We start from the raw sequence: 26580 nt of genomic DNA, 5'->3' as shown, positions 1-26580 counted from the left end.
CGACAGTCAACGACAATATCAAAGAAAAACACAGAATAAAAACGGGCCATCCTGGGCCCGTGTTTAAATAGAGGGAAACAACGATTATTCAGGATGCATAAGCGGACTGATGTACGCCAACGGCACGTCCAGAGGGATCGTCCATCGTTTTAAAGGCTTCATCCCACTCGATCGCTTTTGCCGAAGAGCAGGCGACGGATGGCCCGCCGGGTACACACTCGGCCGCGCCTTGTGCCGGGAACAGCTCTTCAAAAATTTCACGATACAAATACGCTTCTTTCGACGCTGGCGTGTTGTATGGGAAACGGAAATGCGCCGTCTGCAATTGCTGGTCGCTAATCTGTTTTGACGCGACCTCTTTTAGCGTGTCGATCCAGCTATAACCCACACCATCTGAAAACTGCTCTTTCTGACGCCAGGCTACGCTTTCCGGCAGGTAAGAGGAGAAGCATTCGCGCAGGATGTGTTTTTCCATCTTACCGTTACTGCCACACATTTTGTCTTGTGGGTTAATGCGCATGGCTACGTCCAGGAACTTCTTGTCGAGGAATGGTACGCGCGCTTCAACGCCCCATGCCGACATCGCTTTGTTCGCACGGGCGCAATCGAACATATGCAGCGCCAGTAACTTACGAACGTTCTCTTCATGAAACTCTTTGGCGTTGGGAGCCTTATGGAAATAGAGGTAGCCGCCAAAGACTTCATCAGCGCCTTCACCAGAAAGCACCATTTTAATGCCCATGGCTTTAATTTTTCGTGACATCAGGTACATTGGCGTTGATGCGCGAATGGTGGTCACGTCATAGGTTTCAATGTGGTAGATCACATCGCGAATGGCATCCAGGCCTTCCTGAACCGTGAAATGAATTTCATGATGCACGGTGCCGAGATGTTCGGCGACGGATTTTGCCGCTTTCAGATCAGGTGAGCCTTCAAGCCCCACGGCAAATGAGTGAAGCTGAGGCCACCAGGCCTCGCTTTTATCCTGATCTTCAATGCGCTTTGCCGCATATTTTTTCGTCACGGCAGAAATAATCGAGGAGTCAAGGCCGCCAGACAGCAGTACGCCATAAGGAACATCGGACATCAGGTGGCTTTTCACTGCGTCTTCCAGCGCGTTTTTCAGTTCGGTAGCCTCTGTGGCATTGTGTTCTACAGCGGCATAGTCAAACCAATCACGCTGGTAGTAGCGACGAATTTCTCCATCGGTACTGGAGAGGTAGCTTCCTGGGGGGAATTCTTTGATGCTACGGCAGACCGGCACCAGCGATTTCATTTCTGAGGCGACAAAGCGGTTACCGTGTTCGTCGTTACCGATATATAGCGGGATAATACCGATATGATCGCGGCCAATCAGGTAAGTATTTTTCACGCTATCGTACAGGATGAAAGCAAACATTCCCTGTAGGTCATCAAGAAAATCAACGCCTTTTTCCTGATAGAGCGCGAGAATCACTTCACAATCTGAACCGGTCTGAAAATCATAGCGGTCGCTCAGCTCTGCACGTAGCGCCTGATGATTATAAATTTCACCGTTCACCGCCAAAACATGGGTGCGATCTGCATTATAAAGCGGTTGTGCGCCATTATTCACGTCAACGATCGAAAGACGCTCATGTGCCAGAATCACATTATCATCAGCATAAACACCGGACCAGTCTGGGCCGCGATGTCGCATCAAACGCGACAGCTCCAGTGCTTTTTTACGCAATTCAGAAGGATCGGTTTTAAGATCCAGCACACCAAAAATAGAACACATAGTAACGCTCCCTAAGACTAACTACGGCGGTGATATCGTATACCCGTTTTGCTGGAGGTTGCTGCGATGCAGGCTAACTCCAATGGCGGGGGAATCATGATTTCAGACAAACAGGATGCTGTTCGATATATAAGAAAATGCGTCAGAAGGGGTTTCCAATGCAAGTAATTTAGCGATTCTCTGAAAAATAGTCTGTTGCTTGTGGTTGGTTTTTGATGATTCATTAAAAAATAATGGTTTTTATTGATGGATATTCAATCTGGTTTGGTTTTTGGTTAAAAAACATACAGTATATTGATAATAAAAAGCCTGACAAGGGCCAGGCGAGGGATTAGAAAATGTCGATATCGGCGACGGAAGGATAAATCCATGTGGGGCGGAAAGGCATGGCATCAATATCGCTCAGCGTGGAAACGCCAGACAGCACCAGAATCGTTTCTAATCCAGCCTGGAAACCTGCCAGGATATCGGTTCGCAGGTTGTCACCCACAATCACCGTATTCTCGGAGTGCCCTTGCATCTTATTGAGCGCTGCCCTGATAATCCACGGGCTAGGTTTTCCAACATAAAACGGCTTGCGCCCTGATATTTTCTCAATGCCGGCACAGAGCGCCCCACAGGCGGGATAAAAGCCACGCCCATGGGTATCGGGATTCGTGGCAATAAAACGGGCGCCATTGGCGACAAAAAACGCGGCTTTGTGCATCATTTCCCAGTTAAAGGAACGCGTTTCGCCTACGATCACGAAGTCGGGATTAATGTCGGTAATGGTGAAGCCGGCTTTATACAGTTCGTGGATCAGCGCGCCTTCACCCACTACATAAGCTTTTTTACCTTCCTGCTTACGCAGAAAATCAGCGGTTGCCATTGCAGAGGTATAAAAGATGCTGTCCGGTACCTCTATTCCGGCAGAGGCAAAACGGTTTGCCAGGTCTTGTGCAGTTTGAGAAGGATAGTTGGTGAGTGCTACCAGCGGCATCTGTTTCTCCAGCACGCGGGTAAGAAACTCTTTGGCCCCAGGAACCGCCGTGTTGTCGTGCATCAGCACGCCGTCGATATCGCAAATCACATTTTTAAGAGTCATAACGCTTATCCGTAAGAGGCCACTACTGGCACTCACTAACAATATTATACTTCCAGCAGGCGCTGTAGCAGGATGCCGTTGAGCATCGCGCGTTTAGCCAGGGCGAAGGCACCAATAGCAGAACGGTGATCGATTTCCGAACGCACCACTGGCAAATTTTTACGAAAGGCTTGTAGCACCTGAGAGTTGATGCAGGCCTCAATGGCGGGCAACAGCACTTTTTCGGCTTCCATAATCTCCCCGGCGATCACCACTTTTTGCGGGTTAAACAGGTTAATCGCAATCGCAATCGCTTTTCCCAGGTAGCGCCCGACATATTCGATAACCTCCACTGCCAGCGGGTCACCGCGATTTGCTGCTTTGCAGATAAGCTGAATCTGACAATCATCCAGCGTCAGCGAGCTTGCATAGCCTTGCGTTAGCAGATGGCGTACACGGTTTTCGATTGCGCTGTTGGCTGCAATGGTTTCCAGGCAACCAAAATTGCCGCAGTGACAACGTTCGCCGAGGGGATCAACCTGAATATGGCCGATTTCGCCAACATTGCCATTACTGCCGAGGAAAATATGACCGTTAGTGATGATGCCTGCCCCGGTTCCACGATGCAGCCGCACTAAAATAGAGTCCGCACAGTCGCGTGATGCGCCAAAATAGTGCTCTGCCAGCGCCAGACTGCGGATATCATGACCGACAAAACTGGTCACCCTGAAACGTTTTTCCAACTGAGCGACCAGCGGCCAGTTATGGACGTTGATATGCGGCATGTAGCGGATAATACCGTTGTTAGGATCGACCAGTCCCGGCAAAATAACTGAGATTGCAATTAATTCGCGTAGTTTACGCTGGTGCAATTCATTGAAGTGCTCAATGGCATTGAATAGCGCATTCTCTAGCGTGTCTTGCGTACGCTCAGGCAGTGGGTAGTGCTCTTCCGCGAGGGATTTTCCGCTCAGATCAAAGAGTGTCAATGTGGCATCATTGCGGCCGAGGCGCACACCTATTGTGTTAAATCCCCGGGTTTCGCTAATGATGGAAATTGCGCGGCGACCACCGGTAGAAGCTTGTTGGTCAACTTCTTTGATCAATCCGCGTTCAATCAACTGCCGGGTAATTTTGGTGACGCTGGCGGGGGCGAGCTGGCTCAACTCGGCGATCTGAATACGCGAGATGGGTCCTTGCTGGTCAATCAATCGATAAACAGCTGCGCTGTTCAATTGCTTTACAAGATCGACGTTTCCTATTTGTGCCTGGCCGCCATTGGTCATTCAGTGATTACCCGTTGAAGACTTCGTCACCATTAACGATAGTCTGGATGATGTTATAATCGCGGTTAAAAATGGTCAGGTTCGCGACTTTTCCGGCTTCGATTGTGCCTAACTTATCTTCTACCCCAATTGCGCGAGCGGGGTAGAGTGTTGCCATTCTGAGCGTTTCGTCCAGTGAAATACCCACGTGTTCGACACAGTTTTTCACGGCGTCAATCATTGTCAGCGCTGAACCGCTGAGCGTTCCTTCCGCGTCAACACACAATCCATCGCGATAGTATATTGTTTTCCCTGCGAAAACGAATTGTTCAATGTTCGCACCCGCCGGCGCGGTGGCGTCGGTCACTAACACCAGTTTTTCACCCTTAATGCGTTTTGCATTGCGAATATTAGCGTAATGAACGTGCAACCCATCTGCAATAATGCCGCAGTATACATCCGGAAAGTCAAAGAGCGCACCAATCAGGCCGGGTTCGCGGCCGGTCAGCGTTGGCATCGCGTTATAAAGGTGAGTTGCGAAGCTCGCGCCTGCATTCACGCCAGCCCGGGCTTCTGCATAGGTTGCATGGGAGTGACCGATGGAAATAATAATTCCCGCTTCGCTTAATTTGCGGATAACGTCTGTTCCCGTCATTTCAGGAGCCAGCGTAATTTTAGTAATCACATCCGCATTTTCACAGAGGAAATTAACCAAAGTATCGTTTGGTTTGCGAATTAAGTCTGGATTGTGAGTTCCTTTTCTTAAAACATTGAGCCAGGGCCCTTCAAGATGTAACCCCAGTGCCTGATGCGCATTTTGCGCCAGATAAGCGCGCATCACCTCAACGGCACGGATCATTAACTCGTCAGTACTGGTGATCAGTGTAGGAAGAAAGTTGGTACAACCTGATTTCTCGTTGGCTTTCTGCATAATTGAAAGCGTTTCGAGGCTCAGAGCATCAATATCATCATTAAACTGGACGCCACCACAGCCGTTCAACTGAAGGTCAATAAAACCGGGAGCGATAATGGCACCATTCACACTCCGCGTCTCAATTCCTGTAGGCAGTTCGGTTAATGGACAAACATGATCAACCAGACCGTCCGAAACGACAATGGCATGATGATCAAGGATTTCATAGCCGCTATAGATGCGACCGTGGGTTAATGCATACATAATATTCTCCTGACTAATTCCGACATTTTACAGGATATTTCCCGCCACTTTGCTGCTGATCGTTGCATCCGGACCAAAGCGTGTTCCGGTACACGTAAGTGGCAATGGCATTAGATATGATCCTGACGCCGAAGCATTCATTCTTCTACCCGTTATACATCAAGCTACTGGTTTATGGGCTGCACTTCATTACCCTGACTACTTACGCTTGTAAGGTGAGGATATCTCCTGAATTTGCCGCCGTTTGCAACTCAAATGCGTCAGGGTATTCCCGTCATACCTCACGTCATCAGGATGATGGCTTGCCTGTTATCCGACCCATCCGAGCGATCTGCTGCGGAGGATTAAAGGGGGTGTTAACGGATAAAACCCCAGTCGCCTACTGAAGTAGGCGGCCGAGGCATGACAGGTTGGTCACCCGCGTGTGACGCGAATTATCTGGCTATTGTGTTACAGATTTTTCATATTTTCCGCTTCCATTTCGCGGAAATATTTTACGGTTTTCACTTTAAGTTCCATTGTGGAAGGCTCATCGCAGACCACAATAGATTTCGCATGCAGTTGCAAGCAACTGATGGTCCACATGTGATTGACGTTGCCCTCAACGGCCGCCTGGAGCGCCTGAGCTTTAACATTTCCCGTGACCAGGATCATGACTTCTTCTGCATCCAGTAAGGTACCAACGCCGACGGTTAGGGCATATTTAGGCACCTGATCAACGTCACCATTAAAGAAACGTGAGTTAGCGACGCGGGTATCATGAGTGAGTGTTTTGATACGCGTGCGTGATGCCAGGGAGGACGCCGGTTCATTGAAGGCAATATGTCCGTCATTACCCACGCCACCCATGAACAGATGAATTTTACCGTAGGCGCGGATTTTTTCTTCGTACTGACGGCATTCTGCATCAATATCGGCTGCATTGCCGTTAAGAAGATTAATGTTTTCTTCTCGGATATCAACGTGATCGAAGAAATTGCGGTACATAAAGCTGTGATAGCTTTCCGGATGCTCCTTTGGTAAGCCGACGTATTCATCCATATTGAATGTTACGACATTTTTGAAGCTGACCTGGCCCGCTTTATGCATATCAATTAAATGCTTATATGCTTCCAGCGGCGTACCGCCAGTTGGTAAACCTAAAATAAAAGGACGTTCAGCGGTAGGTTTAAATGCATTGATGCGATTAACGATATGACGCGCAGCCCATTTTCCAACGTGTGCCGTAGTGGATAGTGGAATCAGTCTCATGTTTCACCTCATGTTAAGCAAAAGAGAAGCAGGTTGCAGATGGCATTTCAGCTGATTGCACTTATCGTAGCGTGACTGAGCGATAACCACAGAGGAAATAATCCATCTCGATAATTCGGATCATAAAATAAGTTTCTATCGATAGCCAGAAGTACCTTACTAAAATAGCGGTAGTTGGTGAGGTTAGTCACATAAATGATGGTTTTAATTTGCGAAGCGAATTAATTTCTTTTTACACTTCGCGTCGTGGTGTGTACTGTCATCAAGATATCTGAAGAGTGTGATAATAAAACGAAACAGCTTCAGAGGTTTTGTCGGATCTCAGAGGGGGAAAAGGTGAATATTTTAAGTTACTTACAGAAAGTAGGTAGAGCACTTATGGTGCCAGTGGCAACACTGCCTGCAGCAGCAATTCTTATGGGCGTCGGGTACTGGCTGGACCCTGATACGTGGGGCGCAAGCAATGCGCTTGCCGCGCTATTTATAAAATCGGGTTCTGCAATCATTGAAAACATGTCGGTGCTGTTTGCCATCGGTGTGGCTTACGGCATGTCGAAAGATAAAGACGGTGCCGCCGCACTGACCGGATTTGTTGGTTTCCTGGTCGTGACCACTCTCTGCTCGCCAGCCGCGGTGTCCATGATCCAGAAGATACCGCAGGATCAGGTTTCTGCGGCATTTGGTAAGATTAACAACCAATTTGTCGGTATCCTGGTCGGTATCATCTCCGCTGAAATCTATAACCGTTTTAGTCACGTTGAGTTACCGAAAGCGCTCTCTTTCTTTAGCGGGCGCCGGCTGGTCCCAATCCTTGTTTCCTTCTTGATGATTGTTCTCGCCTTCATTCTGATGTATGTCTGGCCGGTTATTTTTGGTGGATTAGTCAGCTTTGGTGAACACATCCAGAAACTTGGCTCAGTCGGTGCCGGCGTTTATGCCTTCTTCAACCGCTTGCTGATCCCTGTTGGTTTGCATCACGCGCTTAACTCTGTGTTCTGGTTTGACGTGGCCGGTATCAATGATATTCCGAACTTCCTTGGCGGCGCACAATCCATCGAAACAGGTAAAGGTATCGTGGGTATCACCGGTCGCTATCAGGCAGGCTTCTTCCCGATTATGATGTTCGGTTTACCGGGGGCCGCATTGGCTATCTACCAATGTTCACGTCCGGAAAATAAAGCCAAGGTTGCCGGTATTATGATGGCGGCGGCATTTGCGGCGTTTTTCACCGGGATCACTGAGCCACTGGAGTTCTCCTTCATGTTCGTGGCGCCGGTACTCTATGTTATCCATGCATTCCTGACCGGTATTTCGGTATTTATCGCAGCGAGCATGCACTGGATCGCGGGCTTCGGGTTCAGTGCCGGTTTGGTCGACCTGTTCCTGTCATCGCGTAATCCTCTGGCAACGCACTGGTACTTCCTAATCCCTCAGGGCTTGGTGTTTTTCGTTATTTACTACGTGGTCTTCCGCTTTACTATCCGCAAATTTAACCTAATGACGCCGGGGCGTGAGCTGGCTGTCGCGGGTGATGAGAGTGATGGCTATGATGTTAACGTCGATAGCCGTAGCAACAATGAATCTGAAACTGAATCACTGGCTCGCCGTTATATTGGTGCGGTTGGAGGGTCTGAAAATCTGACCGGTATCGATGCCTGTATTACGCGTCTACGCCTGAACGTAAAAGATTCTGCGGAAGTGAATGAAAATATCACTAAACGGTTGGGCGCTTCCGGTGTGATTCGCCTGAATAAACAAAGCGTACAGATTATTGTGGGTACACGCGCTGAAACTATTGCTAGCGCAATGAAAGCCGTACTGGCGAAAGGCCCTGTGGCGGCAACGGCAAAAACGGCAAGCGCTGAACCTTCCGTCAATGCTCAACCGCAGGCCGTTACTAATGTGTCGAAAGGCATTATCGCAACGCTGGTTGCTCCGGTTAGTGGTGAAATTGTTGCTATTGAAGCAGTCCCTGATGAAGCTTTTGCCAGTAAGGCTGTAGGTGATGGCCTGGCGATTAGCCCCACCAGCAGTACCGTCGTCGCGCCGATTGCCGGCACCGTAGTAAAAATATTCAACACTAACCATGCTTTTTGTCTGGAAACGGATAACGGTGTGGAAATTGTGGTGCATATGGGGCTGGATACGGTCGCGTTAAGCGGCAAAGGCTTCACTCGCCTGATTGAAGAAGGTGCCAGCGTGACTGCAGGTCAGCCAGTGCTGGACATGGATCTGGCATTTCTGAGCGCTAACGCTCGGTCGATGATCAGCCCGGTTGTTGTCAGCAATATTGATGATTTCAGCGGCTTGAACATACTGGCTAGCGGCACTGTCGTGGCAGGAGAGACCAAATTGTACGAAATTAAAGGCTAATCAGGTGGGTATTTTGTACGAACCATGTAGCAAATATTATCCAGGGCACGTTCTGGATAATTGAGGTTACAGGGGGCTTACAAGCACATATCGGCCGGAATGCGATCGGGGCAGGAGACTATTCCTGCCCTTTTTTATGTGATTCCGGTAACAAACGGTTGTTTCCCTTCCTCGCTTTGTGGATCATACTCCGTTACTTCGTGGTTCAAATCATCAGACATTTAGTGTTGAGGGAATTGAGATGAGTGAGGCAGAGGCCCGCCCAACTAACTTTATTCGTCAGATTATTGACGAAGATTTGGCGAACGGTAAGCACGCCAGCGTGCATACCCGTTTTCCGCCGGAGCCAAACGGCTATCTGCACATCGGTCACGCAAAATCGATCTGCCTGAACTTTGGTATCGCACAAGATTATCAAGGCCAGTGCAACCTGCGTTTTGACGATACAAACCCGGTCAAAGAAGACATTGAGTTTGTTGAGTCCATCAAAAATGACGTGCAGTGGCTAGGTTTCCAGTGGAGTGGCAACATCCGTTATTCCTCTGATTACTTTGACCAACTGCATCATTACGCGCTCGAACTGATCAACAAAGGACTTGCCTACGTTGATGAATTGACGCCCGAACAAATCCGTGAATACCGTGGAACGCTAACATCGCCGGGTAAAAATAGTCCTCACCGCGATCGTTCACCGGAAGAGAACCTGGCACTGTTTGAAAAAATGCGTAACGGCGAGTTTGCGGAAGGTGCCGCATGTCTGCGCGCAAAAATTGATATGGCCTCTAACTTTATTGTGATGCGCGATCCCGTGTTGTATCGCATTAAGTTTGCTGAGCATCATCAGACCGGGAATAAATGGTGCATCTATCCGATGTATGATTTTACCCACTGTATCTCTGATGCGTTGGAAGGCATTACGCATTCACTGTGTACGCTGGAATTCCAGGATAACCGCCGTCTGTACGATTGGGTGCTGGACAACATTACTATTCCTGCACATCCGCGTCAGTACGAGTTTTCCCGGCTCAATCTTGAATATGCCATCATGTCGAAGCGTAAGCTTAACCTGCTGGTTACGGAGAAAGTGGTCGAAGGGTGGGACGATCCTCGCATGCTGACCGTTTCCGGTCTGCGCCGCCGCGGTTATACCGCGTCTTCGATTCGTGAGTTCTGCCGTCGCATTGGTATCACTAAGCAGGATAACATCGTCGAAATGGCTTCGCTGGAATCCTGTATCCGCGATGACCTGAATGAGAACGCGCCACGTGCGATGGCGGTGCTGGATCCGGTTAAACTGGTACTGGAGAATTTGCCTGCGGGTCATGAAGAACTACTGACCATGCCAAACCACCCCAACAAGCCGGAAATGGGCACCCGTGTGGTCCCTTTCAGTCGTGAGATCTATATCGATCGTGCTGATTTTCGTGAAGAGGCGAATAAGCAGTATAAGCGTCTGGTGCTAGGTAAAGAAGTTCGCCTGCGTAATGCCTATGTGATTAAAGCTGAGCGCGTCGCGAAGGACGAAGAGGGTAATATCACATGTCTGTACTGCACCTGTGATGTGGATACGCTGAGTAAAGATCCTGCGGATGGACGCAAGGTCAAAGGTGTTATTCACTGGGTCTCCGCGGTGCATGCGTTACCGGCTGAGTTCCGTCTGTATGATCGCCTGTTTAGTGTCCCGAATCCGGCAGCGGCTGATGACTTTCTATCGACGATTAACCCGCAATCACTGGTTATTCAGCAGGGGTTCGTTGAATCCGGGTTACAGAAGGCAGAGGCAAGCGCACCTTACCAGTTTGAGCGTGAAGGGTATTTCTGCATAGATAGCCGATACTCTTCAGCGAATGCACTGGTGTTCAACCGTACCGTTGGACTGCGTGATACCTGGGCAAAAATCGAGGGTTAAACCGCGTAGCCCGGCGTATGAAGGAGCGACAAGGTTCGCTCCTTTTTTTTGGGGTAAATAATGCCAATGACTAAAACGCGTTGCAGAATAGCGTCGCCATTTGGCGATGGTTGCAGGCCGACATTGCGTCTGCGAGCAGAAAAGACGTTGAAATGTCCGTAATTCACTCAGCAGGCATAAAAAAACCGATGAACAGTCATCGGTTTTTTGCATCACGTCATGTTGTGCTTTTTATCGTGCAACGTTTCATCTTCGCGACAATCGCCCAATGCACAGTGTCCGTATAAATACAGGCTGTGGTTGGTTAGCTTGATGCCGTGCCGCGTTGCGATTTCGCGCTGGCGCGTTTCAATCGACTCATCACTAAACTCAATCACTTTACCGCAATCCAGGCAAATCAGATGATCGTGATGGTGTTGTTGAGTTAATTCAAAAACGGATTTTCCGCCTTCGAAGTTATGGCGGGTAACGATCCCTGCGTCATCAAATTGGTTGAGCACGCGGTATACAGTGGCCAGACCAATTTCTTCGCCCATATCAATCAGGCGTTTGTATAAGTCCTCCGCACTGACGTGATGGCCCTCAGGTTCCTGAAGCACTTCCAGAATCTTGAGTCTGGGAAGCGTGACTTTCAGGCCGGCCTTTTTTAATGCGGTATTGTTGTCAGTCATGCGGATATTGTCCTGTTACTTTGCTAGTCACAATGTGGCTGAAAAGCCCTGAACATCAGTCGACGCAGTATAGATTGCGTCTCATTATAGAACTGATGCGTCTAAATGGAAACCGTGGGGAAAGCGTGAAACTGCCAGTGGATATATGCTGCGTCCGGGGAGTTCATGCTGGAGCCCCACCCATAAGGGCGATTTTGCCTGCCATGTTGAACCAGAATCTACTGGTGCAGCAGCGATTACTCTCCAGGCGGCGACCGCCGCGATCAAAGAGAAAGGCGAACATTGTCCTGACAGGGCTTATCACTCGTTTTTGCAATGACATCATCACGCCCGGGTCCAGGCTGTCTGCGCCAGTAATCCTGCTGGGCAGGCTGTGTTGCTATCCTGCAAACATCCTCTGTTTACAAGAAAAGCACTACGACCAATGTGGGGCATTCTACAGATTTGCCGCCGAAAGTTACAAAAATGTAGCTATTATTTCTATAGGAAAAACCAGTTATTCAATGTGAGATAGCGCCCACATTGCGCCGGGAAGGTTACGCTTCGATGATTTCCTGCAGGTGGAGTTCATCAAAAATTTGCTTCACCCAACTGTCAACACGCTCGTTGGTGAGTTCCGGTTGGCGATCTTCGTCAATGGCCAATCCGAGGAAATGCGTATCATCAGCCAGGCCTTTAGACGCTTCAAAATGGTAACCCGCCGTTGGCCAGTGACCGACGATAACGGCGCCATTGGGTTCAATAATATCGCGGATAGTGCCCATCGCGTCGCAGAAATACTCGGCATAATCTTCCTGATCGCCACAGCCAAACAGACCAACCAGTTTGCCGTTAAAGTCGATCTCTTCCAGCGTGGGGAAAAAGTCGTCCCAGTCGCACTGTGCTTCACCGTAATACCAGGTCGGAATACCCAGCAGTAGGATATCAAAGGCTTCAAGATCTTCTTTGGTACTCTTGGCAATATCATGAACTTCAGCAACCTCTTTACCGAGCTGCTTCTGAATCATCTTTGCAATGTTTTCCGTATTGCCAGTATCGCTGCCAAAGAATATGCCTACGATTGCCATGAGTTTAATAACCTCTTGAAACTTAATGATATGATGAATGCTATTGCTACACAGTTATCGGCAATGATAGCAGACTGGGCTGAAGCGCGGAACTTGAAATGCCGTTGGTTTTGTCGCTTTGTGCGCTCAGACGGATGGTTTATGTGCTGGATTGTCTGGTCAGACTCCCGTTGTTTGGCCACTCAGCTGCGCGAGAATCATCTCTTCAATCAATTCACTGCGACTCATATTACGCTGCTCAGCCATCTCATTTAATGCATCAACGGCATCGCTATTCATTTTTAGTTCGACACGGCGTAGCCCGCGCACTTTGTCACGCTTTAGCTGGTTACGTTTGTTGATACGTAACTGTTCATCACGCGTAAGCGGATTCGTTTTAGGTCGTCCCGGTCGGCGCTCGTCTGCAAATAGATCGAGCGTCGTGCGGTCCGTATTCTCTTTTGCCATAGAATCGTAATATTGAAGCGGAGTTGAGACTAAATGAGCCGGTTACCACAGACGCATTTCCTGCGACGCTGGTCTGGCTACTGACCGTTTGCTGACGTTTACGTCAGTCGACCGCGAAAGAAAATGCCTGCGGCAAAATTTTAGCGCGCCATCATACCCCAGCGAAAGTCGCCGCGACAATCATTTCACGGTACGGGCAACTAATTGCTTTTAAAGTACAAAAAAACGGCGAATGGCGCGCAAAACGGCATCAGGTTTCTCGGCATGTACCCAGTGCCCGGCCCCGGCGATCACATGCGCGCGCGCTTGAGGGAACTGACTCAGGAGCGCCTTGCGGTGGATATCATCAAGATAAGGTGATTGCTCGCCGCGAATAAACAGGGCAGGGCCTTGCCAGGCGGGGATGACTTCCCAGCCGGATATCGTCGCGTAATTATCCCACAGTGCAGGCACGTTAAAACGCCATTCTCCTTCGTGGAAAGATTTTAACAGAAACTGAATAATACCTTCTTCATGGATATATCCGCGCATGACTTCCGCAGCCTCAGAACGCCGGACGACTCCCGCATCCGTCACTGCGTTAACTCCCGCAAAAATGGTGTCGTGTCTACGCGTGTTGTAATCCACTGGCGCGATATCGATTAATGTCAACTGCTCAATACGATCGGCCGCCAGTGCGCTCATCGTCATCGCGATTTTTCCGCCCATCGAATGGCCGATGACGGAAACCTTGCCGATGCCGTGGGCATCCAGCGTCTCCAGCATATCCTGAGCCATAACCTGATAATTCATTTGCTGGCTACGCGGAGAAAGGCCGTGATTACGGACATCAACCTGGATAATCGGGCGGTGCGGTTTTAAATCGCGTGCCAGCACACCCAAATTATCCAGGCTGCCAAACAGGCCATGTATCAATAAAATCGGCGTGGCATTTGCGGTGGTTTGTTCAGTTTGCAAGCGGACATTCAAATTCATGGCAAAGTTCTTACAGTTGGAACGAAAGCTTAGGTTATCATGGATTTCACGTTTCCTGCCGATGTGATAACGCAGCGCGTACGATGAACTTTTTGCGGCTTATTCTGACTTTTGCCTGCAAAGGGCGCTGGCGCTACACGGCGGCAAGATTTAACTTTATAATCCTTATGTTAGAGTCAGAGCAACCAGTGTGCAGTTTTTTGCCACGTGCTAGCACCGGATGCGATCTCACTCTGCAATCTGCAATAACCGTACGGATAAAGATGAAAACAATAGAAGTCGACGAAGAGCTCTACCGCTACATTGCCAGCCACACGCAGCACATTGGTGAAAGTGCATCTGATATTTTACGCCGTATGCTGAAATTTTCCGCAGGCCAGCACGTAGCGGAAGCCACCACGGGCTCCGGCGTCTCAGTAGCGAAAGAAACCCCTCCGGCAAAAACGGAATCCCGTCCACAGGATCGCGTGCGCGCCGTTCGCGAACTGCTGCTTTCTGATGAGTATGCTGAGCAGAAGAGAGCGGTTAACCGGTTTATGCTGGTGTTGTCGACGTTATATTGTCTTGATCCTAAAGCATTTGGAGAGGCGACCGAGTCACTTCATGGTCGCACGCGCGTCTATTTTGCGGGTAATCAACAAACGCTGATACAGAATGGCACTCATACTAAGCCGAAGCATGTGCCCGGCACGCCGTATTGGGTGATCACGAATACGAATACAGGTCGCAAACGCAGCATGGTGGAACACCTGATGCTATCGATGCAGTTCCCGGTGGAACTGACAGAGAAGGTTTGCGGCACCATCTAACTGAAGCGTCAGGGAGAAGCGCCAATGGCCAATCACCCCCGTGCCGGGCAGCCAGCCAGGCAGAGCGATTTGATTAATGTTGCACAATTAACGTCCCAGTATTATGTGTTGCAGCCTGATGTGGCCAATACAGAGCATGCGGTGAAATTCGGCACGTCCGGCCATCGTGGTAGCGCAGGACGCCATAGTTTTAATGAACCGCACATTCTGGCGATCGCGCAGGCCATTGCTGAAGAGCGTAAGAAAAACGGTATTACCGGCCCGTGCTTTGTCGGTAAAGACACCCATGCGCTATCGGAACCAGCAATGATTTCCGTGCTGGAAGTATTGGCGGCAAATGGCGTGGACGTGATTGTCCAGCAGGACAATGGCTATACACCGACGCCGGCCATTTCAAACGCGATTCTGGAGCATAACAAAAGCGGTAGCACGTTAGCGGACGGGATTGTGATCACGCCTTCACATAATCCACCGGAAGATGGCGGCATTAAGTACAATCCCCCCAATGGCGGGCCAGCGGATACCAATGTCACTAAAGTGGTTGAAGATCGTGCTAATGCGCTGATCGGAGACGGCTTGAAAGAAGTGAAGCGCTTATCGCTGGATCTCGCCTGGGCGAGTGGTCACATTCAGGAAAAAGATCTGATCCAGCCTTATATTGAAGGTTTGGCACAGGTCGTGGATATTCCGGCGATTCAGAAAGCGGGCCTGAAAATTGGCGTTGATCCACTTGGTGGCTCCGGTATTGCCTACTGGCAGCGTATTGCCGAATTTTACCAGCTTGATTTAACCCTCGTTAACGATGCTGTCGATCAAACCTTCCGCTTTATGCATCTGGATAAAGATGGTGTCGTCCGTATGGATTGCTCCTCTGAAAGTGCAATGGCGGGCCTGCTGGCGCTGCGCGACAAGTTTGATCTGGCCTTTGGCAACGATCCCGATTATGACCGCCATGGTATTGTCACCCCGGCGGGCTTAATGAATCCGAACCACTACCTGGCGGTGGCGATTAACTATCTGTTCCAGCATCGTCCACAGTGGGGCAAAGAGGTTGCGGTTGGTAAAACGTTGGTGTCCAGTGCGATGATTGACCGTGTAGTAAACGACATCGGGCGTACGCTGGTAGAAGTGCCGGTCGGCTTCAAGTGGTTTGTTGATGGTCTGTTTGACGGTAGCTTCGGCTTTGGTGGTGAAGAGAGTGCGGGAGCCTCTTTCTTGCGCTTTGATGGCACGCCCTGGTCAACCGATAAAGACGGCATCATCATGTGTCTGCTGGCCGCTGAAATTACGGCGGTAACCGGCAAGAATCCCCAACAGCACTATGATGAACTGGCTGAGCGCTTTGGCGCGCCAAGCTATAACCGTCTGCAGGCCCCGGCGACTTCGGCGCAAAAAGCCGCGCTCTCTAAGCTGTCGCCGGAAATGGTCAGCGCCGATACGCTGGCGGGCGATGCGATTACGGCAAGGCTTACCGCTGCACCCGGTAACGGTGCCTCGATCGGCGGCCTGAAAGTGATGACGGAAAATGGCTGGTTTGCCGCACGTCCGTCCGGTACGGAAGACGCTTACAAAATCTACTGCGAAAGTTTCCTCGGTGCTGAGCATCGCGAGAAAATTGAAAAAGAAGCGGTTGAGATTGTCAGTGAAGTACTGAAAAACGTCTGATTTTCATCGGCGGAAAAAGGGCGCTGTTTATACAGCGCCCCTGATGACTATGAACGCCACTTTTACAGGTGGCGTTCTTTCTTTTGTTGCTATGGCAATATCTTGCCTGTCCGACCTTCACGGACATGGACTATAAATCGTCAGAACAGTACAAAATATTGTTATTCCCTACAGACAGCTCAGTCTGTGACTACTGGTAGGTAAGCGTGAATGTCGCATTGGCGTTTGCCGTGCCCGGCGTAATACTGTTGCCGAACTGATAGTACCTTGCCTGAAGGGGAACGTTGTATGCTCCCTCTGAAGCGGCGCTTCCTGTATTAATCGGGGTCGCAAGTCGCAGTGGCGCATTGTTATAAAGTAACTGAATACCCACGCCTGACGCGCTGGCAGTGCCGCCGGTCAGGTTCAACACACCTTGCGCAGCATTCTGCGCGCTGCCGTCTATCTGCATGTTGACACGGGTGCCGGCATTACAGTCCAGCGGGATAACAAAGCTGCGGGTGTTGTCATCTCCGGGCCACGTGCCGGGGCCGTCGAAGGCCTGCTTTTGCACCGTACCCATCGGGACGGAAATGGCTGTGTTTCTCACCGTACAAGCCAGCGTTGTAACGTTGAAGGCGGCAATGGTGATGGATGATTCGGGATGCATCCAGTCAGTTTTATCGTTGCGCAGGATGAACGCACTGACCTCCCGGGCACTGACCCGCCCACTCCCCGTTGTCTGAGCCGTTTTATAGAACTGTATTCTGGCCTGAGCCATGATGGGCTGATTATCAAATAAGCCGTTCACCAAACACATTAGCCGGCTATCGGGGTTACCGTCGCCTGTCGCTGTACCATCAACGTACACGGTATTGTCGCAGTTATTAATGGAGGTCCCACCCACTGCATATCCCACGCCTGCAACATTGGTGCTGTAGATCCGCCGCCTGTTGATAGTGGTGACGTATGCGCCATACGCCTTAACGCCAAACTCCTGGAAGGTCAGGGAGGGGCCGGGGGTGTTGGAACAGCGAAAGGTTTGTACCGTTCCGGAGACTATCTCGCTGCCGATAAGCGATCCCACGGGCAGGTCTCTCTGAATCGTCAGGGGAGGCGGGGTCAGTGTGGTCACCGTCGTGACTGTTGGGCAATTGTAAGCCTGCGCGTCCGTGGTGGCCAGGGCAAGCACCCCTCCGCCGATCATCATCAGTACATTTCTTTTCATCATTTTCAGTCCTCTACCGGCATTGTGCGGTGATGAGATGCACACTCGGTTCATCCGTGCGCGTGTCGTAAGCGGCTTCACATTGGCCACCCTGCCAGGTCACCATCACGGTGCCGCGCTGCGGTACGCCGCTGAGGTATACCTGCCGCCGATCGTCGACGATACCCGAAGACGTCTGGCTACCGTTGTTGACGGTAGCTGACGCGCCAAACGGAACCGGGGAGTCCAGAGTCAGCATGATTTTCTGACCGTAATTAGTCGGAAAGTCAGCCAGAACCAGTGCGCCCTGCCCGGGTACCACCGTCCGGGTATCGGTTGTGATGTCAACGTTTTCCCCAAGCGTGTCGGTGTTCAGCCTGAGGGCACTGCGGCGATAGGGCGTGATGTAAGGCACCACAGCATAACCGCGCCCGTCTGTATAAACGCCCGTGTTATTTTCAACCTTAATGTTCGCCGCCCTCTCTGCTCTGACCAGCGCGAGCGTGTCGCCCAGCGGCTGGGACAGCGTCAGGCCGTAAGGATGGATAACAACTCCGCCCATGGCGCCGTAGTTAAGCTGCCGCGTCTGACGGGCATAGTTATAACCCGCCTGATACTCGCCAAAGGAGGCCTTATAATCGGCCGTTGTGCTGCCCGTCGCGCCCGTACCCCTGTTGGCATAACCCTGCTGGACGTTATAGCTCAGATTATTGTCGGCAAGTGTGGTACCTGAAATCCCTGCGGACGCCACGGATGCGCCGTGACTGGCATTACTGGCCGACAGATTAAGCCAACTGGTCGGGAGAAAACGATCAAACGGGATCTGCACGGCCAGCGATACGACTTTATCTTTCTGGCTGTAATAGGGAGACTCCGACCACGCGTAGTTAAGGGTGTAGTTAACGGCGCCGGCGCTGCCGCTGTACCCGAAGTTGAGGCTATTTTCCCGTCCGCTGATCCCCCAGTATTGCTGCTGATAGGCAGACAGGTAGAGGCTGCCATAGCCGCCCAGCGACTGGTTGACGTTCAGCTGCGCCCGGCTGCGCTTGTTATGCTGAGCGCGCCAGCGAGCGTAGGCTTGCTGCGCGAGGTCCTGATCGGAATCCGTCAGGTCGTCAGTGCGCGGATTGAGCGGCAGGGAGTCGTAATAACCGTTGGCCTCGTTAAAATCCAGATAACCGGAGGTGGAATAACGGTATCCGGCCAGCGTAAAGGTGGTTCCGCTGTCCGTGAAGTCTTTGGCGTACTGAAAGCGAAACGACGCTCCACGGCGGTCTAAATCATCCAGCCGCGCCCGTGCCCAGGTGCCGTCCACGGACATGGAGCCCAGGCTTCCCAGCCCCTTGCCGACGCCGAGGCTGCCTGACGTATAGTCGCCGGATACGATGGTACCGCCGTACAGGGTCGTGGCAGACAGCAGGCCGTATATTCCCGTTGCCTGCATAAACGCCGGTTCGCGCCGGGCGTAATCAGCCTGTGATGCAACGCGGTATTTACCGGCCGTGAACGAGTATTTAAAACGTCCTTCCCGCTGCATAACGGGTACGGCAGAGAAAGCCTGAGTGAACTGGCGCACGGTGCCGTCCGCTTCGCGAACCGACACGCTCAGGTCGCCGCTTGAGGACGTCGGATACAGGTCGGTAATTGCAAAAGGGCCGGGTGGCACGTAGGACTGATAGATAACGTTGCCGTTCTGGCGGACGGTCACGCGGGCGTTGCTCTGCGCAATGCCGCGCACCACCGGAGCAAACCCCCTGAGGCTCTCCGGCAGCATATTATCGTCAGACAGCAGCTGCGTGCCACGGAAGGCGAAGCTGTCAAAGACGTCAGACGGCGTATAGCTGTCGCCCGCGACAAACTGCGCCCTCAGCGTCTTCACGTCGCGCTGCACGTAAGTGTTGATGCTGTTCCAGTGCCGCGTCTGCTCAGCGTCTGACCAGGAGGAGTAGTTACGCAGGCGCCAGGCACCCAGATTCACACCGCTGCGCAGGTTCAGGTAATTGTTCTGTTGAGTCCCGCGACCATAGTCACTGCGGGTACTGGCGCCGGAGTAGGCATAGTTCAGCAACGCCGCGGGCAGCCCGTCATCCCATTCGTCGGGAGAAACGCTTCCCTGCGCCGACTGCCGCACATACACCTGCGGAATGCTGATATCGAGGCGTTGCTGAGCAAAATCGTAGTTAAAGCTGCTGTCAGGCAGATAGTCATTAACCGGTTTGCTGAGGTTGCCGCTGCTGGCGTAGGCAAACGCCGGCGTCGCAGTGGAGCGAACGCCCCAGGTTACCAGGTCTTCCCTGCGGATGTCGGGTACGAGGCTTTTTTCGCTCATTCTGAAGTTCAGGACTTTGTCGGCCACGTAGTTACCGTTCAGGTATATCTCGGTACGGTACTGACCCGGCACCTGTCCGCCCGGGCGTTCAAGGGATGACAGATCAATATTATCCGCCTGCCCGCCGCGCTTCTCGATGGCGTCCGGGTCAAAATAATCCTCTGCGTGCGCCGGATGCAGTAACAGTGACGTCAGAATAAGGCATGCAACAGTCGGCTTGCGCCGGAGCAGCCAACGGGTATAGGGGAGTATCCGCATTGTGGGTTCAGCCTTAGTCAGATTTTTGCTTTTCTGACGTCTGTGATACCACCGAAGTCATTAATCGCGCGCCATGAGACCGCACCGGCGGTCCCGGCAGGAACGTCAAGGGATTGCCCGGACAGTGGTTTGAGCGTGGGCAGCGATTTAACCGGCAATCCGCCGATGCTGAGGTCATAGAATGAGACGTAATAAGGCGTTGGGTTTGATACGTAAACCTGCCCACCGCGCCGTACAAAAGTGAGCTTTTCATAAGCCGTTGCCGGCTCGCCACTCAAGCCCGCGGGCCGGTAGAAAAGTTTGAGTACGCTTTTCACGCTAATGAGCAGCCGGTTGGTTTCATCCTTTGAGATGCTGGGGACCGACTTGATGCTTAACCAGAGCATGGACTCACGGTCTGCGGGCAGCGGCCGGCCCGTGTAAACCACCCTGACCGAGTTCTGTGAATGCGGTTCCAGGCGGAAAAGTGGTGGCGTGGTGACGAAGGTGTTATCACCGTCACCGGCAGCGGGATCCTTATCGACCCATGACTGAATCAGATAGGACCTGTCATCGGGATTATTGACGCTCAGCGTCGCCTGTTTGGCGTTTGCGTCATAAATGAGCCTTGTTCCCCCTATTTCAACCCCGGCCCGGCCTGCCAGCGAGGCCGTCAGCAGACACAGTGTCAGCAGTAAACGCAGCATAGGTTTTTCCCTGAAAAAGGAGCCGCGGATAGCGGCTCAGAGGATTAGTTATACGCAACGGTAAAGGTTGCCACTGCATTCGCACTGCCCGCACCAACAACTGCTGCTGTCGAAACGTACTTGGCGAGGAAGTTGATGGCGTTGATTCCTGTAGCGGAAAGTGTCACTGCGTCCGAGGGGCTGCCGACAGGGATCAGGGTTGTACTGTTCTGCTCGTATATGCCTACGCCAACATTGGTTGCGGTCTGACCTGAACTCAGCGCAAGCAGATTGCTGTTACCGCTGGCCAGCGGGCCGTCAAAGCGAATGCTGGCCGAGGTGATGGCAGCCGGGCAATCTGTCAGGTTGATGGTAAAACGGGCGGATGAGGCGGAAGATCCTGCAGAACCGAACGACGTCGTGGCAATGTTGCCCAGGTTAACGGTCTGGTTTGCTGATGCGGTGTCAACTGTGCAGGCCGTGTCCCTGATGCTGCCCGTAAAGTTAATTGTACCGTCAGCGGCAGATGCGGTTCCGCAGATGCTTACCGCAGCAAGTGTTGCAGTAGCAATAAGAGTAAATTTTTTCATGGTCTTTCCTTGAAACAGTGAAACTTTAAAATCCCGCGGTGGGTAAGAAATACTTAATTATTACCCACTCTGGGCTGCACCCTGACTCCAGGCGGCACAAGACTAATCTCAATTTATTTTTATTAAAATATACTTTCACATAAATATATAAATTTGATTCTTGCTTCTGTGGTTTTTTTATTTTCGATATTTAAATCTTAAAAAGAAAATAAAAATAGTAACTTAAAGGGTTTTAACCTTTTTATACGACTTTAATGAGAATTTGATTTTGGTTTACTGTTATTTTTCTGATATCGAGTTATATAATGCCTTTAAGAAAATTCCCAAGAAAATGGCGTATTAAATATAAGGTAAGTTAATAATTAAAGCTAAGGTTTATCGGCAAGTGACAAGCATATTCACACCACATCACATCATTAATATACGTAAGATATTTCTTAAGGCTGAGCCCGCAGCCAAATCGACATCCCCGGCAACGTAGTGCAGGTAAGCATTCAGAACAGCACGTCGTTATCGATATGTTTGCTCCGCACAGCTCCCTGAGGTCTGTGCCCATACTACGTGGGTAGGATCAGGGGAGCAGCTTGAGGCGAAACCTGCTGAACTGCGCAATAAAAAGCTGGGATCGGTTTGTTCATGGCGATACTGATTTGCAGTGATTGTGGGCCCGGTGAAATGGATTGCGAGTCGGGAAGAATAAAGGCGGGCCCAGTATCGCTTGATGTGAGTCGGTGGGGTTTCGGTTGCGAGCCGGTACATATATCGAGCTACATGGCATTGATGGCTGAAGACATTCAGTTATCAACATCAGTCAGCCCCGGAGATAGCTGTAGCCAGGTATTGGGAATATTAGCGAATATGATTCTTCATAGTGCCAACTTTATTTTCAGTCTACCTGTGACCGGATCCTTCAGGAAATTACCAACCAGAAAACCTTGCACAGCGCGGAGGAACCTCCGGCGACATTCGGATCAATAGAGCATTTCAGTCTGCGGGGATAAAAATACACAACATTTTCAGGCGCAGGAACAATATGATGGTATCAGCCCGGAAATCTCCGGACGCTGAAATAAACAGAATTCGTCTGCTGAAATCAGGAAATCGAATGATCGACGCTGGTGACTTGGTCCCGTGTAGATTGAATGTCGTGTTCCTTGCTTCACTATCGTCCATCATAGGTTGTGGGCGATCACGGCATAAAGCGATAGCCAATCCCCGTTTCCGTTAACAGATGTTTGGGGCGGGTGGGATCGCTCTCCAGCTTCTGGCGCAGATGTCCCATATAAATACGTAAATAGTGACTGTGTTCTACCGCATTCGGTCCCCAAACCTGCGTCAGTAGCTGGCGCTGCGTCAGCACTTTTCCGGTATTGTTCAGCAGCACGACCAGCAGCCTGAACTCAATCGGTGTCAGATGAATCGCTTCTCCGGCACGGATAATGTGACGTGCGGCAATATCGACTGTTACATCAGCGAAGGTAACGCTGCTGGCAACCTGAGAAGCACTGGTGTGACGGCGAAGTGCCACCCGCACCCGAGCCAGCAGTTCGCCGATACCAAACGGTTTGGACAAAAAGTCATCTGCACCGGCATCCAGCGCATCGATCTTATCCTGTTCATCGCTGCGTGCGGAAAGCACCACAATCGGCATTGCGCTCCACTGGCGGACTTCCTTAATAAAACTGAGGCCATCACCGTCAGGTAAGCCCAGATCAAGGATCACTAAATCGGGCTTACGCGTCGCGGCTTCAATCAGGCCGCGCTGTAGCGTCTCGCAGTCGTAGACACGCAGTGATTCGGCTTCCAGCGCAATGCGTACAAAGCGGCGTATCTCTTTCTCATCTTCCACTATCAGAACGGTTGTCACGTTTCCTCAGTCTCTTCAATATCCATGGGTGGCGCGGTTTCCAGGGGTAAAAACAGATGGAAACCGGCACCGCCGGAAGGCCTGTTTTTTGCCAGCATTCCTCCGCCGTGTAGCGTGGCGATAGCCTGGCAAATCGCCAGCCCTAAGCCTACGCCGGGAATAGCTGACTCTTTATTTCCCCGGGTAAATTTATCAAAAATACGCTGTTCCTGGCCGGGTAAAATACCAGGGCCGCTGTCCCAGACCTCAATATCCAGCTTATCGTCAATGGAACGTACGCTGATACCGATTTGTGCATCGCTGCCGCCATATTTAATCGCATTTTCCAGCAGATTGATCAGCAGACGTTCAATTAAGGCTCCATCAACCTGTACCAGCATTAACGGATCGGGCAGGTCGACGCTAACAGGATGATGACCGGGCAGCGCATCCAGCGTATTGAGCGCGCTGCCGATGATCTCCTCCAGCGTGAGCCAGCTTTTTCGCAGGACAAATCCGCCGGATTGAATACGTGCCATATCCAGTAAATTGTTCACCAGCCGCGAGGTATTAATAATGTGCTGGCGAATTTGGTTGGCCTGCGGTGCGCGCGGCGAGTTATCGGCGGCTAAATCCAGCGTGAGGATCTCTGCCATGCCAAACAGTACCGTTAGCGGGGTGCGCAGATCGTGTGAAAGCGCCGCCAGCAGCGCATTGCGCAGCTGTTCCCGTTCTGCGGAAAGGCGGGCCTGCTCTTCTGCGCGGGTCAGCACCAGCCGCTCCAGCGCGGTGCCAATCAGCACCAGAAAGGTATCAATTAGCCGTTGCTGCTCCGGGATCATATGCTGATGCAGGTTAGCTGGGGCGATAATCAGCACGCCCAGGATACTTTCACGGGCTTTGAGCGGCAGGATCTGGTAGGGCACGCCGGGCAGCGTCGCGGTGCCGGCGCCGGCCGGTTGCCCGTTATCGAAACTCCAGCGCGCGATGGCCGCATCGGCCTGACTGGTCGGCGGCAACTGCCCCTGTTCATCCGGAAGCAGCAGCAGGCTGGCGGCACGGAAACTGTGGTTAATAAAGTGCTGGCTGACATCAATAACATCCTGTTCGGTGCGGGTTGCGCTGAGTGCCTTTGACAGCTCATAGAGTTGATGCACACGCGCTTCACGATAGCGCGCCACCCGGGCCTGATAACGTACCCCCGCGGTAAGATTACCGATAGTGAGGCCGACCGCCAGCATAATGGCGAAGGTGAGCAGGTATTCAAGATCGGACACCGCCAGGGTGCCGTGCGGCGCAATGCAAAACAGGTCAAAGCTCAGTACGTTAATAAAAGAGGCGAAAACCGCAGGGCCGCGGCCATACAGCAGCGCCACAATGACCACACCCAGCAGATAGAGCATGACCAGGTTCGCGTCTGCAACGGCAGGGAACAGCCAGACCGCCCCCATCGTCAGGGCTGCGCAAATCGCAACCGCCAGCGCGCCGCCTTCCAGTTTCTTATGCCAGTGCTCCGTGCGGTTTTTACCGGCAGCGGAGCGTGCCGTGCGGGGTGATAAAAACGCATCGCGGGCAATAATGATCAGGTCGAGATCCGGCCCCAGTTTACCCAGCCGGTTGGCAAAGCCATCCCGTTTCCAGCGCTGTGATTCCCGGCGGCCAATCACCATTTTCCCGAGGTTATGCTGGCGGGCGTAGCGCAGGATCGAGACTTCCGCCTGTGTATCCGAGAGCGTGGCCGTTTCCGCGCCTAACGCCTGTGCCAGCTTGAGTGCTTGCAGAATACGCTGACGCTGTTCGCCCGGCAGTTTATGCAGCCGTGGCGTTTCGACATACACGGCATGCCATTCCGCATTCAGCTTTGCGGCCAGCCGCGCAGCGGTACGGATCAGCTTCTCATTACCCGGCGCTTCGTCGATGCACAGCAAAATACCGTCACGGGCGTGCCAGACCTTCTCCTCGCCCCGATTATCGCGCCAGGCCTGCATTTGATTGTCAACGCGATCGGCGGTTCGCCGCAGCGCCAGTTCGCGTAGCGCGATCAGATTACCTTTGCGAAAAAAGTGTTCGATTGCGCGTTCGGCCTGTTCAGCGATATAGACTTTGCCCTCGGCCAGACGCTGGCGCAAATCGTCAGGAGGCAGATCGACCAGCACGATTTCATCCGCCAGATCGAATATCGGGTCGGGCAGTGTTTCACTGACGCGTATTCCGGTGATGCCGCCCACCACATCATTCAGACTTTCCAGGTGCTGAACATTGAGCGTGGTCAGCACATCGATTCCGGCATTCAGCAGTTCATCAACGTCCTGCCAGCGTTTGGGGTGGCGTGCGCCGTGGATATTGCTGTGCGCCAGTTCATCGATCAGGATGATAGCGGGCGCGCGGGCAAGGGCGGCATCCAGATCGAATTCAGGATAATACCGCCCGTGCTGGCTTAAGTGCTTCATTGGCAGTGTGCTCAGGCCATCCACTAAGGCTGCGGTTTCACGTCGTCCGTGCGTTTCCACCACGCCGATCAGCACATCCAGCCCCTGCTCGCGCAGACGGCGTCCCTCCTGCAGCATGGCAAAGGTCTTTCCGACGCCCGCGCTGGCACCAAAGAATATTTTTAACTTCCCGCGCGGGCGGGAAGCGATCTGCTGCAGGAGTTTTTCGGGGGAAGGGCGGTGTAACGCCTCGTTCATTTATTGTCCTCTGTCGATAGGTTATCCAGCGCCAGGTTGAGCATAAGGACATTTACCGTGGGTTCGCCAGTAAATTTCAGCAGCGGCTGGTGGGTATGGTCGCGAATAAGCTGTTTGACCTCCGCCAGTGGAATACCCCTCGCATCGGCAATACGCGGTGCCTGCCAGAGCGCGGCCGTCGGCGAAAGATCCGGATCGAGCCCGCTGCCCGATGCGGTCACCAGCTCCACGGGGACCGTTTGACTGGCCTGCGAGTTAGCGGCGCGCAGCGCGGCAATCCGTGCCGCTACGGCGTTATCCAGTGCAGGATTACTCGCCGCGAGGTTACTGCCGCCGGAGGCCAGCGTATTGTAAGGTGCATCGGCAGTGGCCGACGGACGGCCCTGGAAATCACCTGCGGCGCTAAAGGGTTGTCCGATCAGCTGTGAGCCACGTAATTGTCCGTCTATCACAAGGAGAGAACCGTTCGCCTGCTGTGGAAAAAGCGTTTGCGCGATGCCAGTGACCAGCAGGGGATAGACCGCGCCGGTTATCAGCGTCAGTACGATAAAAGTAAACAGAGCCGGACGTAAAACCGCCATGATATCT

20 protein-coding genes are annotated in these 26580 nt (G+C 51.9%); 4 read left to right on the top strand and 16 right to left on the bottom strand.

Features of this window, described 5'->3' with window-relative positions; all coding sequences use genetic code 11:
• Window positions 1-88 precede the first annotated feature (88 nt).
• The 5 genes from asnB to nagB all read right to left on the bottom strand — a co-directional run bounded on the left by asnB (window position 89) and on the right by nagB (window position 6515).
• Window positions 89-1759, bottom strand: a complete 1671-nt coding sequence (asnB, locus tag J1C60_RS12635) for an asparagine synthase B (protein ID WP_128178871.1) — start codon at window positions 1757-1759, stop codon at window positions 89-91.
• 331 nt (window positions 1760-2090) lie between these two features.
• The gene (locus J1C60_RS12630; RefSeq protein WP_128178872.1) at window positions 2091-2843 is read right to left on the bottom strand and encodes an HAD-IIA family hydrolase; all 753 of its coding nucleotides are present in this window, start codon (window positions 2841-2843) and stop codon (window positions 2091-2093) included.
• A 44-nt stretch (window positions 2844-2887) separates the two neighbouring features.
• Window positions 2888-4108 carry a DNA-binding transcriptional regulator NagC gene (nagC, locus tag J1C60_RS12625; protein ID WP_128178873.1) on the bottom strand — a complete coding sequence of 407 codons (1221 nt, stop codon included), beginning with the start codon at window positions 4106-4108 and terminating at the stop codon, window positions 2888-2890.
• A gap of 7 nt (window positions 4109-4115) precedes the next feature.
• Entirely contained in the window at window positions 4116-5264 is a 1149-nt protein-coding gene (nagA, locus tag J1C60_RS12620) for an N-acetylglucosamine-6-phosphate deacetylase (RefSeq protein ID WP_128178874.1), read from the bottom strand.
• A gap of 450 nt (window positions 5265-5714) precedes the next feature.
• Entirely contained in the window at window positions 5715-6515 is an 801-nt protein-coding gene (gene nagB, locus J1C60_RS12615) for a glucosamine-6-phosphate deaminase (RefSeq protein ID WP_128178875.1), read from the bottom strand.
• Between the two features lie 342 nt (window positions 6516-6857).
• Here nagB and nagE point away from each other — a divergent pair, with 342 nt between their 5' ends.
• Complete coding sequence (nagE, locus tag J1C60_RS12610) at window positions 6858-8888, top strand: N-acetylglucosamine-specific PTS transporter subunit IIBC (RefSeq protein WP_182611456.1); 2031 nt, start codon at window positions 6858-6860, stop codon at window positions 8886-8888.
• A 241-nt stretch (window positions 8889-9129) separates the two neighbouring features.
• Window positions 9130-10797, top strand: coding sequence for a glutamine--tRNA ligase (gene glnS / locus J1C60_RS12605; protein WP_128178877.1), 1668 nt, complete (start codon window positions 9130-9132; stop codon window positions 10795-10797).
• 212 nt (window positions 10798-11009) lie between these two features.
• Here the strand turns inward: glnS and fur are convergent, their stop codons facing one another.
• From fur to ybfF, 4 genes are all read right to left on the bottom strand, one after another.
• Window positions 11010-11468, bottom strand: a complete 459-nt coding sequence (gene fur / locus J1C60_RS12600) for a ferric iron uptake transcriptional regulator (RefSeq protein WP_128178878.1) — start codon at window positions 11466-11468, stop codon at window positions 11010-11012.
• Window positions 11469-12004: 536 nt separating this feature from the next.
• Window positions 12005-12535: a flavodoxin FldA gene (gene fldA, locus J1C60_RS12595; protein ID WP_128178879.1), complete on the bottom strand. Its 531-nt coding sequence runs from the start codon at window positions 12533-12535 to the stop codon at window positions 12005-12007.
• A 159-nt stretch (window positions 12536-12694) separates the two neighbouring features.
• Complete coding sequence (gene ybfE / locus J1C60_RS12590; protein ID WP_128178880.1) at window positions 12695-12982, bottom strand: LexA regulated protein; 288 nt, start codon at window positions 12980-12982, stop codon at window positions 12695-12697.
• 210 nt (window positions 12983-13192) lie between these two features.
• Complete coding sequence (gene ybfF / locus J1C60_RS12585) at window positions 13193-13957, bottom strand: esterase (protein WP_128178881.1); 765 nt, start codon at window positions 13955-13957, stop codon at window positions 13193-13195.
• A 263-nt stretch (window positions 13958-14220) separates the two neighbouring features.
• Between ybfF and seqA the strand changes: the two genes are divergently transcribed.
• Window positions 14221-14766 carry a replication initiation negative regulator SeqA gene (seqA, locus tag J1C60_RS12580; protein ID WP_128178882.1) on the top strand — a complete coding sequence of 182 codons (546 nt, stop codon included), beginning with the start codon at window positions 14221-14223 and terminating at the stop codon, window positions 14764-14766.
• A gap of 24 nt (window positions 14767-14790) precedes the next feature.
• Window positions 14791-16431, top strand: a complete 1641-nt coding sequence (pgm, locus tag J1C60_RS12575; protein WP_128178883.1) for a phosphoglucomutase (alpha-D-glucose-1,6-bisphosphate-dependent) — start codon at window positions 14791-14793, stop codon at window positions 16429-16431.
• 190 nt (window positions 16432-16621) lie between these two features.
• Here the strand turns inward: pgm and J1C60_RS12570 are convergent, their stop codons facing one another.
• The 7 genes from J1C60_RS12570 to kdpC all read right to left on the bottom strand — a co-directional run bounded on the left by J1C60_RS12570 (window position 16622) and on the right by kdpC (window position 26573).
• Complete coding sequence (locus tag J1C60_RS12570; RefSeq protein ID WP_164877301.1) at window positions 16622-17638, bottom strand: fimbrial protein; 1017 nt, start codon at window positions 17636-17638, stop codon at window positions 16622-16624.
• A 13-nt stretch (window positions 17639-17651) separates the two neighbouring features.
• Window positions 17652-20204, bottom strand: coding sequence for a fimbria/pilus outer membrane usher protein (locus tag J1C60_RS12565; protein ID WP_128178884.1), 2553 nt, complete (start codon window positions 20202-20204; stop codon window positions 17652-17654).
• A 17-nt stretch (window positions 20205-20221) separates the two neighbouring features.
• Window positions 20222-20890 carry a fimbrial biogenesis chaperone gene (locus tag J1C60_RS12560; RefSeq protein WP_128178885.1) on the bottom strand — a complete coding sequence of 223 codons (669 nt, stop codon included), beginning with the start codon at window positions 20888-20890 and terminating at the stop codon, window positions 20222-20224.
• A 44-nt stretch (window positions 20891-20934) separates the two neighbouring features.
• The gene (locus J1C60_RS12555; protein ID WP_128178886.1) at window positions 20935-21459 is read right to left on the bottom strand and encodes a fimbrial protein; all 525 of its coding nucleotides are present in this window, start codon (window positions 21457-21459) and stop codon (window positions 20935-20937) included.
• A gap of 1189 nt (window positions 21460-22648) precedes the next feature.
• Window positions 22649-23326 (bottom strand): two-component system response regulator KdpE, encoded by a 678-nt coding sequence (kdpE, locus tag J1C60_RS12550; protein WP_128178888.1) that lies wholly within the window; start codon window positions 23324-23326, stop codon window positions 22649-22651.
• Entirely contained in the window at window positions 23323-25992 is a 2670-nt protein-coding gene (gene kdpD / locus J1C60_RS12545) for a two-component system sensor histidine kinase KdpD (RefSeq protein ID WP_128178889.1), read from the bottom strand. The genes kdpE and kdpD overlap by 4 nt, the downstream gene beginning before the upstream one ends.
• Complete coding sequence (gene kdpC / locus J1C60_RS12540; RefSeq protein ID WP_128178890.1) at window positions 25989-26573, bottom strand: potassium-transporting ATPase subunit KdpC; 585 nt, start codon at window positions 26571-26573, stop codon at window positions 25989-25991. The genes kdpD and kdpC overlap by 4 nt, the downstream gene beginning before the upstream one ends.
• Window positions 26574-26580 lie beyond the last annotated feature (7 nt).

It is taken from the genome of [Pantoea] beijingensis (assembly GCF_022647505.1).
GTDB lineage: Bacteria > Pseudomonadota > Gammaproteobacteria > Enterobacterales > Enterobacteriaceae > Erwinia > Erwinia beijingensis.
Note: the sequence above shows the minus strand (reverse complement) of the source record. Positions and strands in the feature narration are given on the sequence as shown.

Coding starts and splice junctions, on each gene's coding strand:
- asnB (WP_128178871.1), bottom strand. CDS start 1,759: ATGTGTTCTATTTTTGGTGTGCTGGATCTTAAAACCGATCCTTCTGAA.
- J1C60_RS12630 (WP_128178872.1), bottom strand. CDS start 2,843: ATGACTCTTAAAAATGTGATTTGCGATATCGACGGCGTGCTGATGCAC.
- nagC (WP_128178873.1), bottom strand. CDS start 4,108: ATGACCAATGGCGGCCAGGCACAAATAGGAAACGTCGATCTTGTAAAG.
- nagA (WP_128178874.1), bottom strand. CDS start 5,264: ATGTATGCATTAACCCACGGTCGCATCTATAGCGGCTATGAAATCCTT.
- nagB (WP_128178875.1), bottom strand. CDS start 6,515: ATGAGACTGATTCCACTATCCACTACGGCACACGTTGGAAAATGGGCT.
- glnS (WP_128178877.1), top strand. CDS start 9,130: ATGAGTGAGGCAGAGGCCCGCCCAACTAACTTTATTCGTCAGATTATT.
- fur (WP_128178878.1), bottom strand. CDS start 11,468: ATGACTGACAACAATACCGCATTAAAAAAGGCCGGCCTGAAAGTCACG.
- fldA (WP_128178879.1), bottom strand. CDS start 12,535: ATGGCAATCGTAGGCATATTCTTTGGCAGCGATACTGGCAATACGGAA.
- ybfE (WP_128178880.1), bottom strand. CDS start 12,982: ATGGCAAAAGAGAATACGGACCGCACGACGCTCGATCTATTTGCAGAC.
- ybfF (WP_128178881.1), bottom strand. CDS start 13,957: ATGAATTTGAATGTCCGCTTGCAAACTGAACAAACCACCGCAAATGCC.
- seqA (WP_128178882.1), top strand. CDS start 14,221: ATGAAAACAATAGAAGTCGACGAAGAGCTCTACCGCTACATTGCCAGC.
- pgm (WP_128178883.1), top strand. CDS start 14,791: ATGGCCAATCACCCCCGTGCCGGGCAGCCAGCCAGGCAGAGCGATTTG.
- J1C60_RS12570 (WP_164877301.1), bottom strand. CDS start 17,638: ATGAAAAGAAATGTACTGATGATGATCGGCGGAGGGGTGCTTGCCCTG.
- J1C60_RS12565 (WP_128178884.1), bottom strand. CDS start 20,204: ATGCGGATACTCCCCTATACCCGTTGGCTGCTCCGGCGCAAGCCGACT.
- J1C60_RS12560 (WP_128178885.1), bottom strand. CDS start 20,890: ATGCTGCGTTTACTGCTGACACTGTGTCTGCTGACGGCCTCGCTGGCA.
- J1C60_RS12555 (WP_128178886.1), bottom strand. CDS start 21,459: ATGAAAAAATTTACTCTTATTGCTACTGCAACACTTGCTGCGGTAAGC.
- kdpD (WP_128178889.1), bottom strand. CDS start 25,992: ATGAACGAGGCGTTACACCGCCCTTCCCCCGAAAAACTCCTGCAGCAG.
- kdpC (WP_128178890.1), bottom strand. CDS start 26,573: ATGGCGGTTTTACGTCCGGCTCTGTTTACTTTTATCGTACTGACGCTG.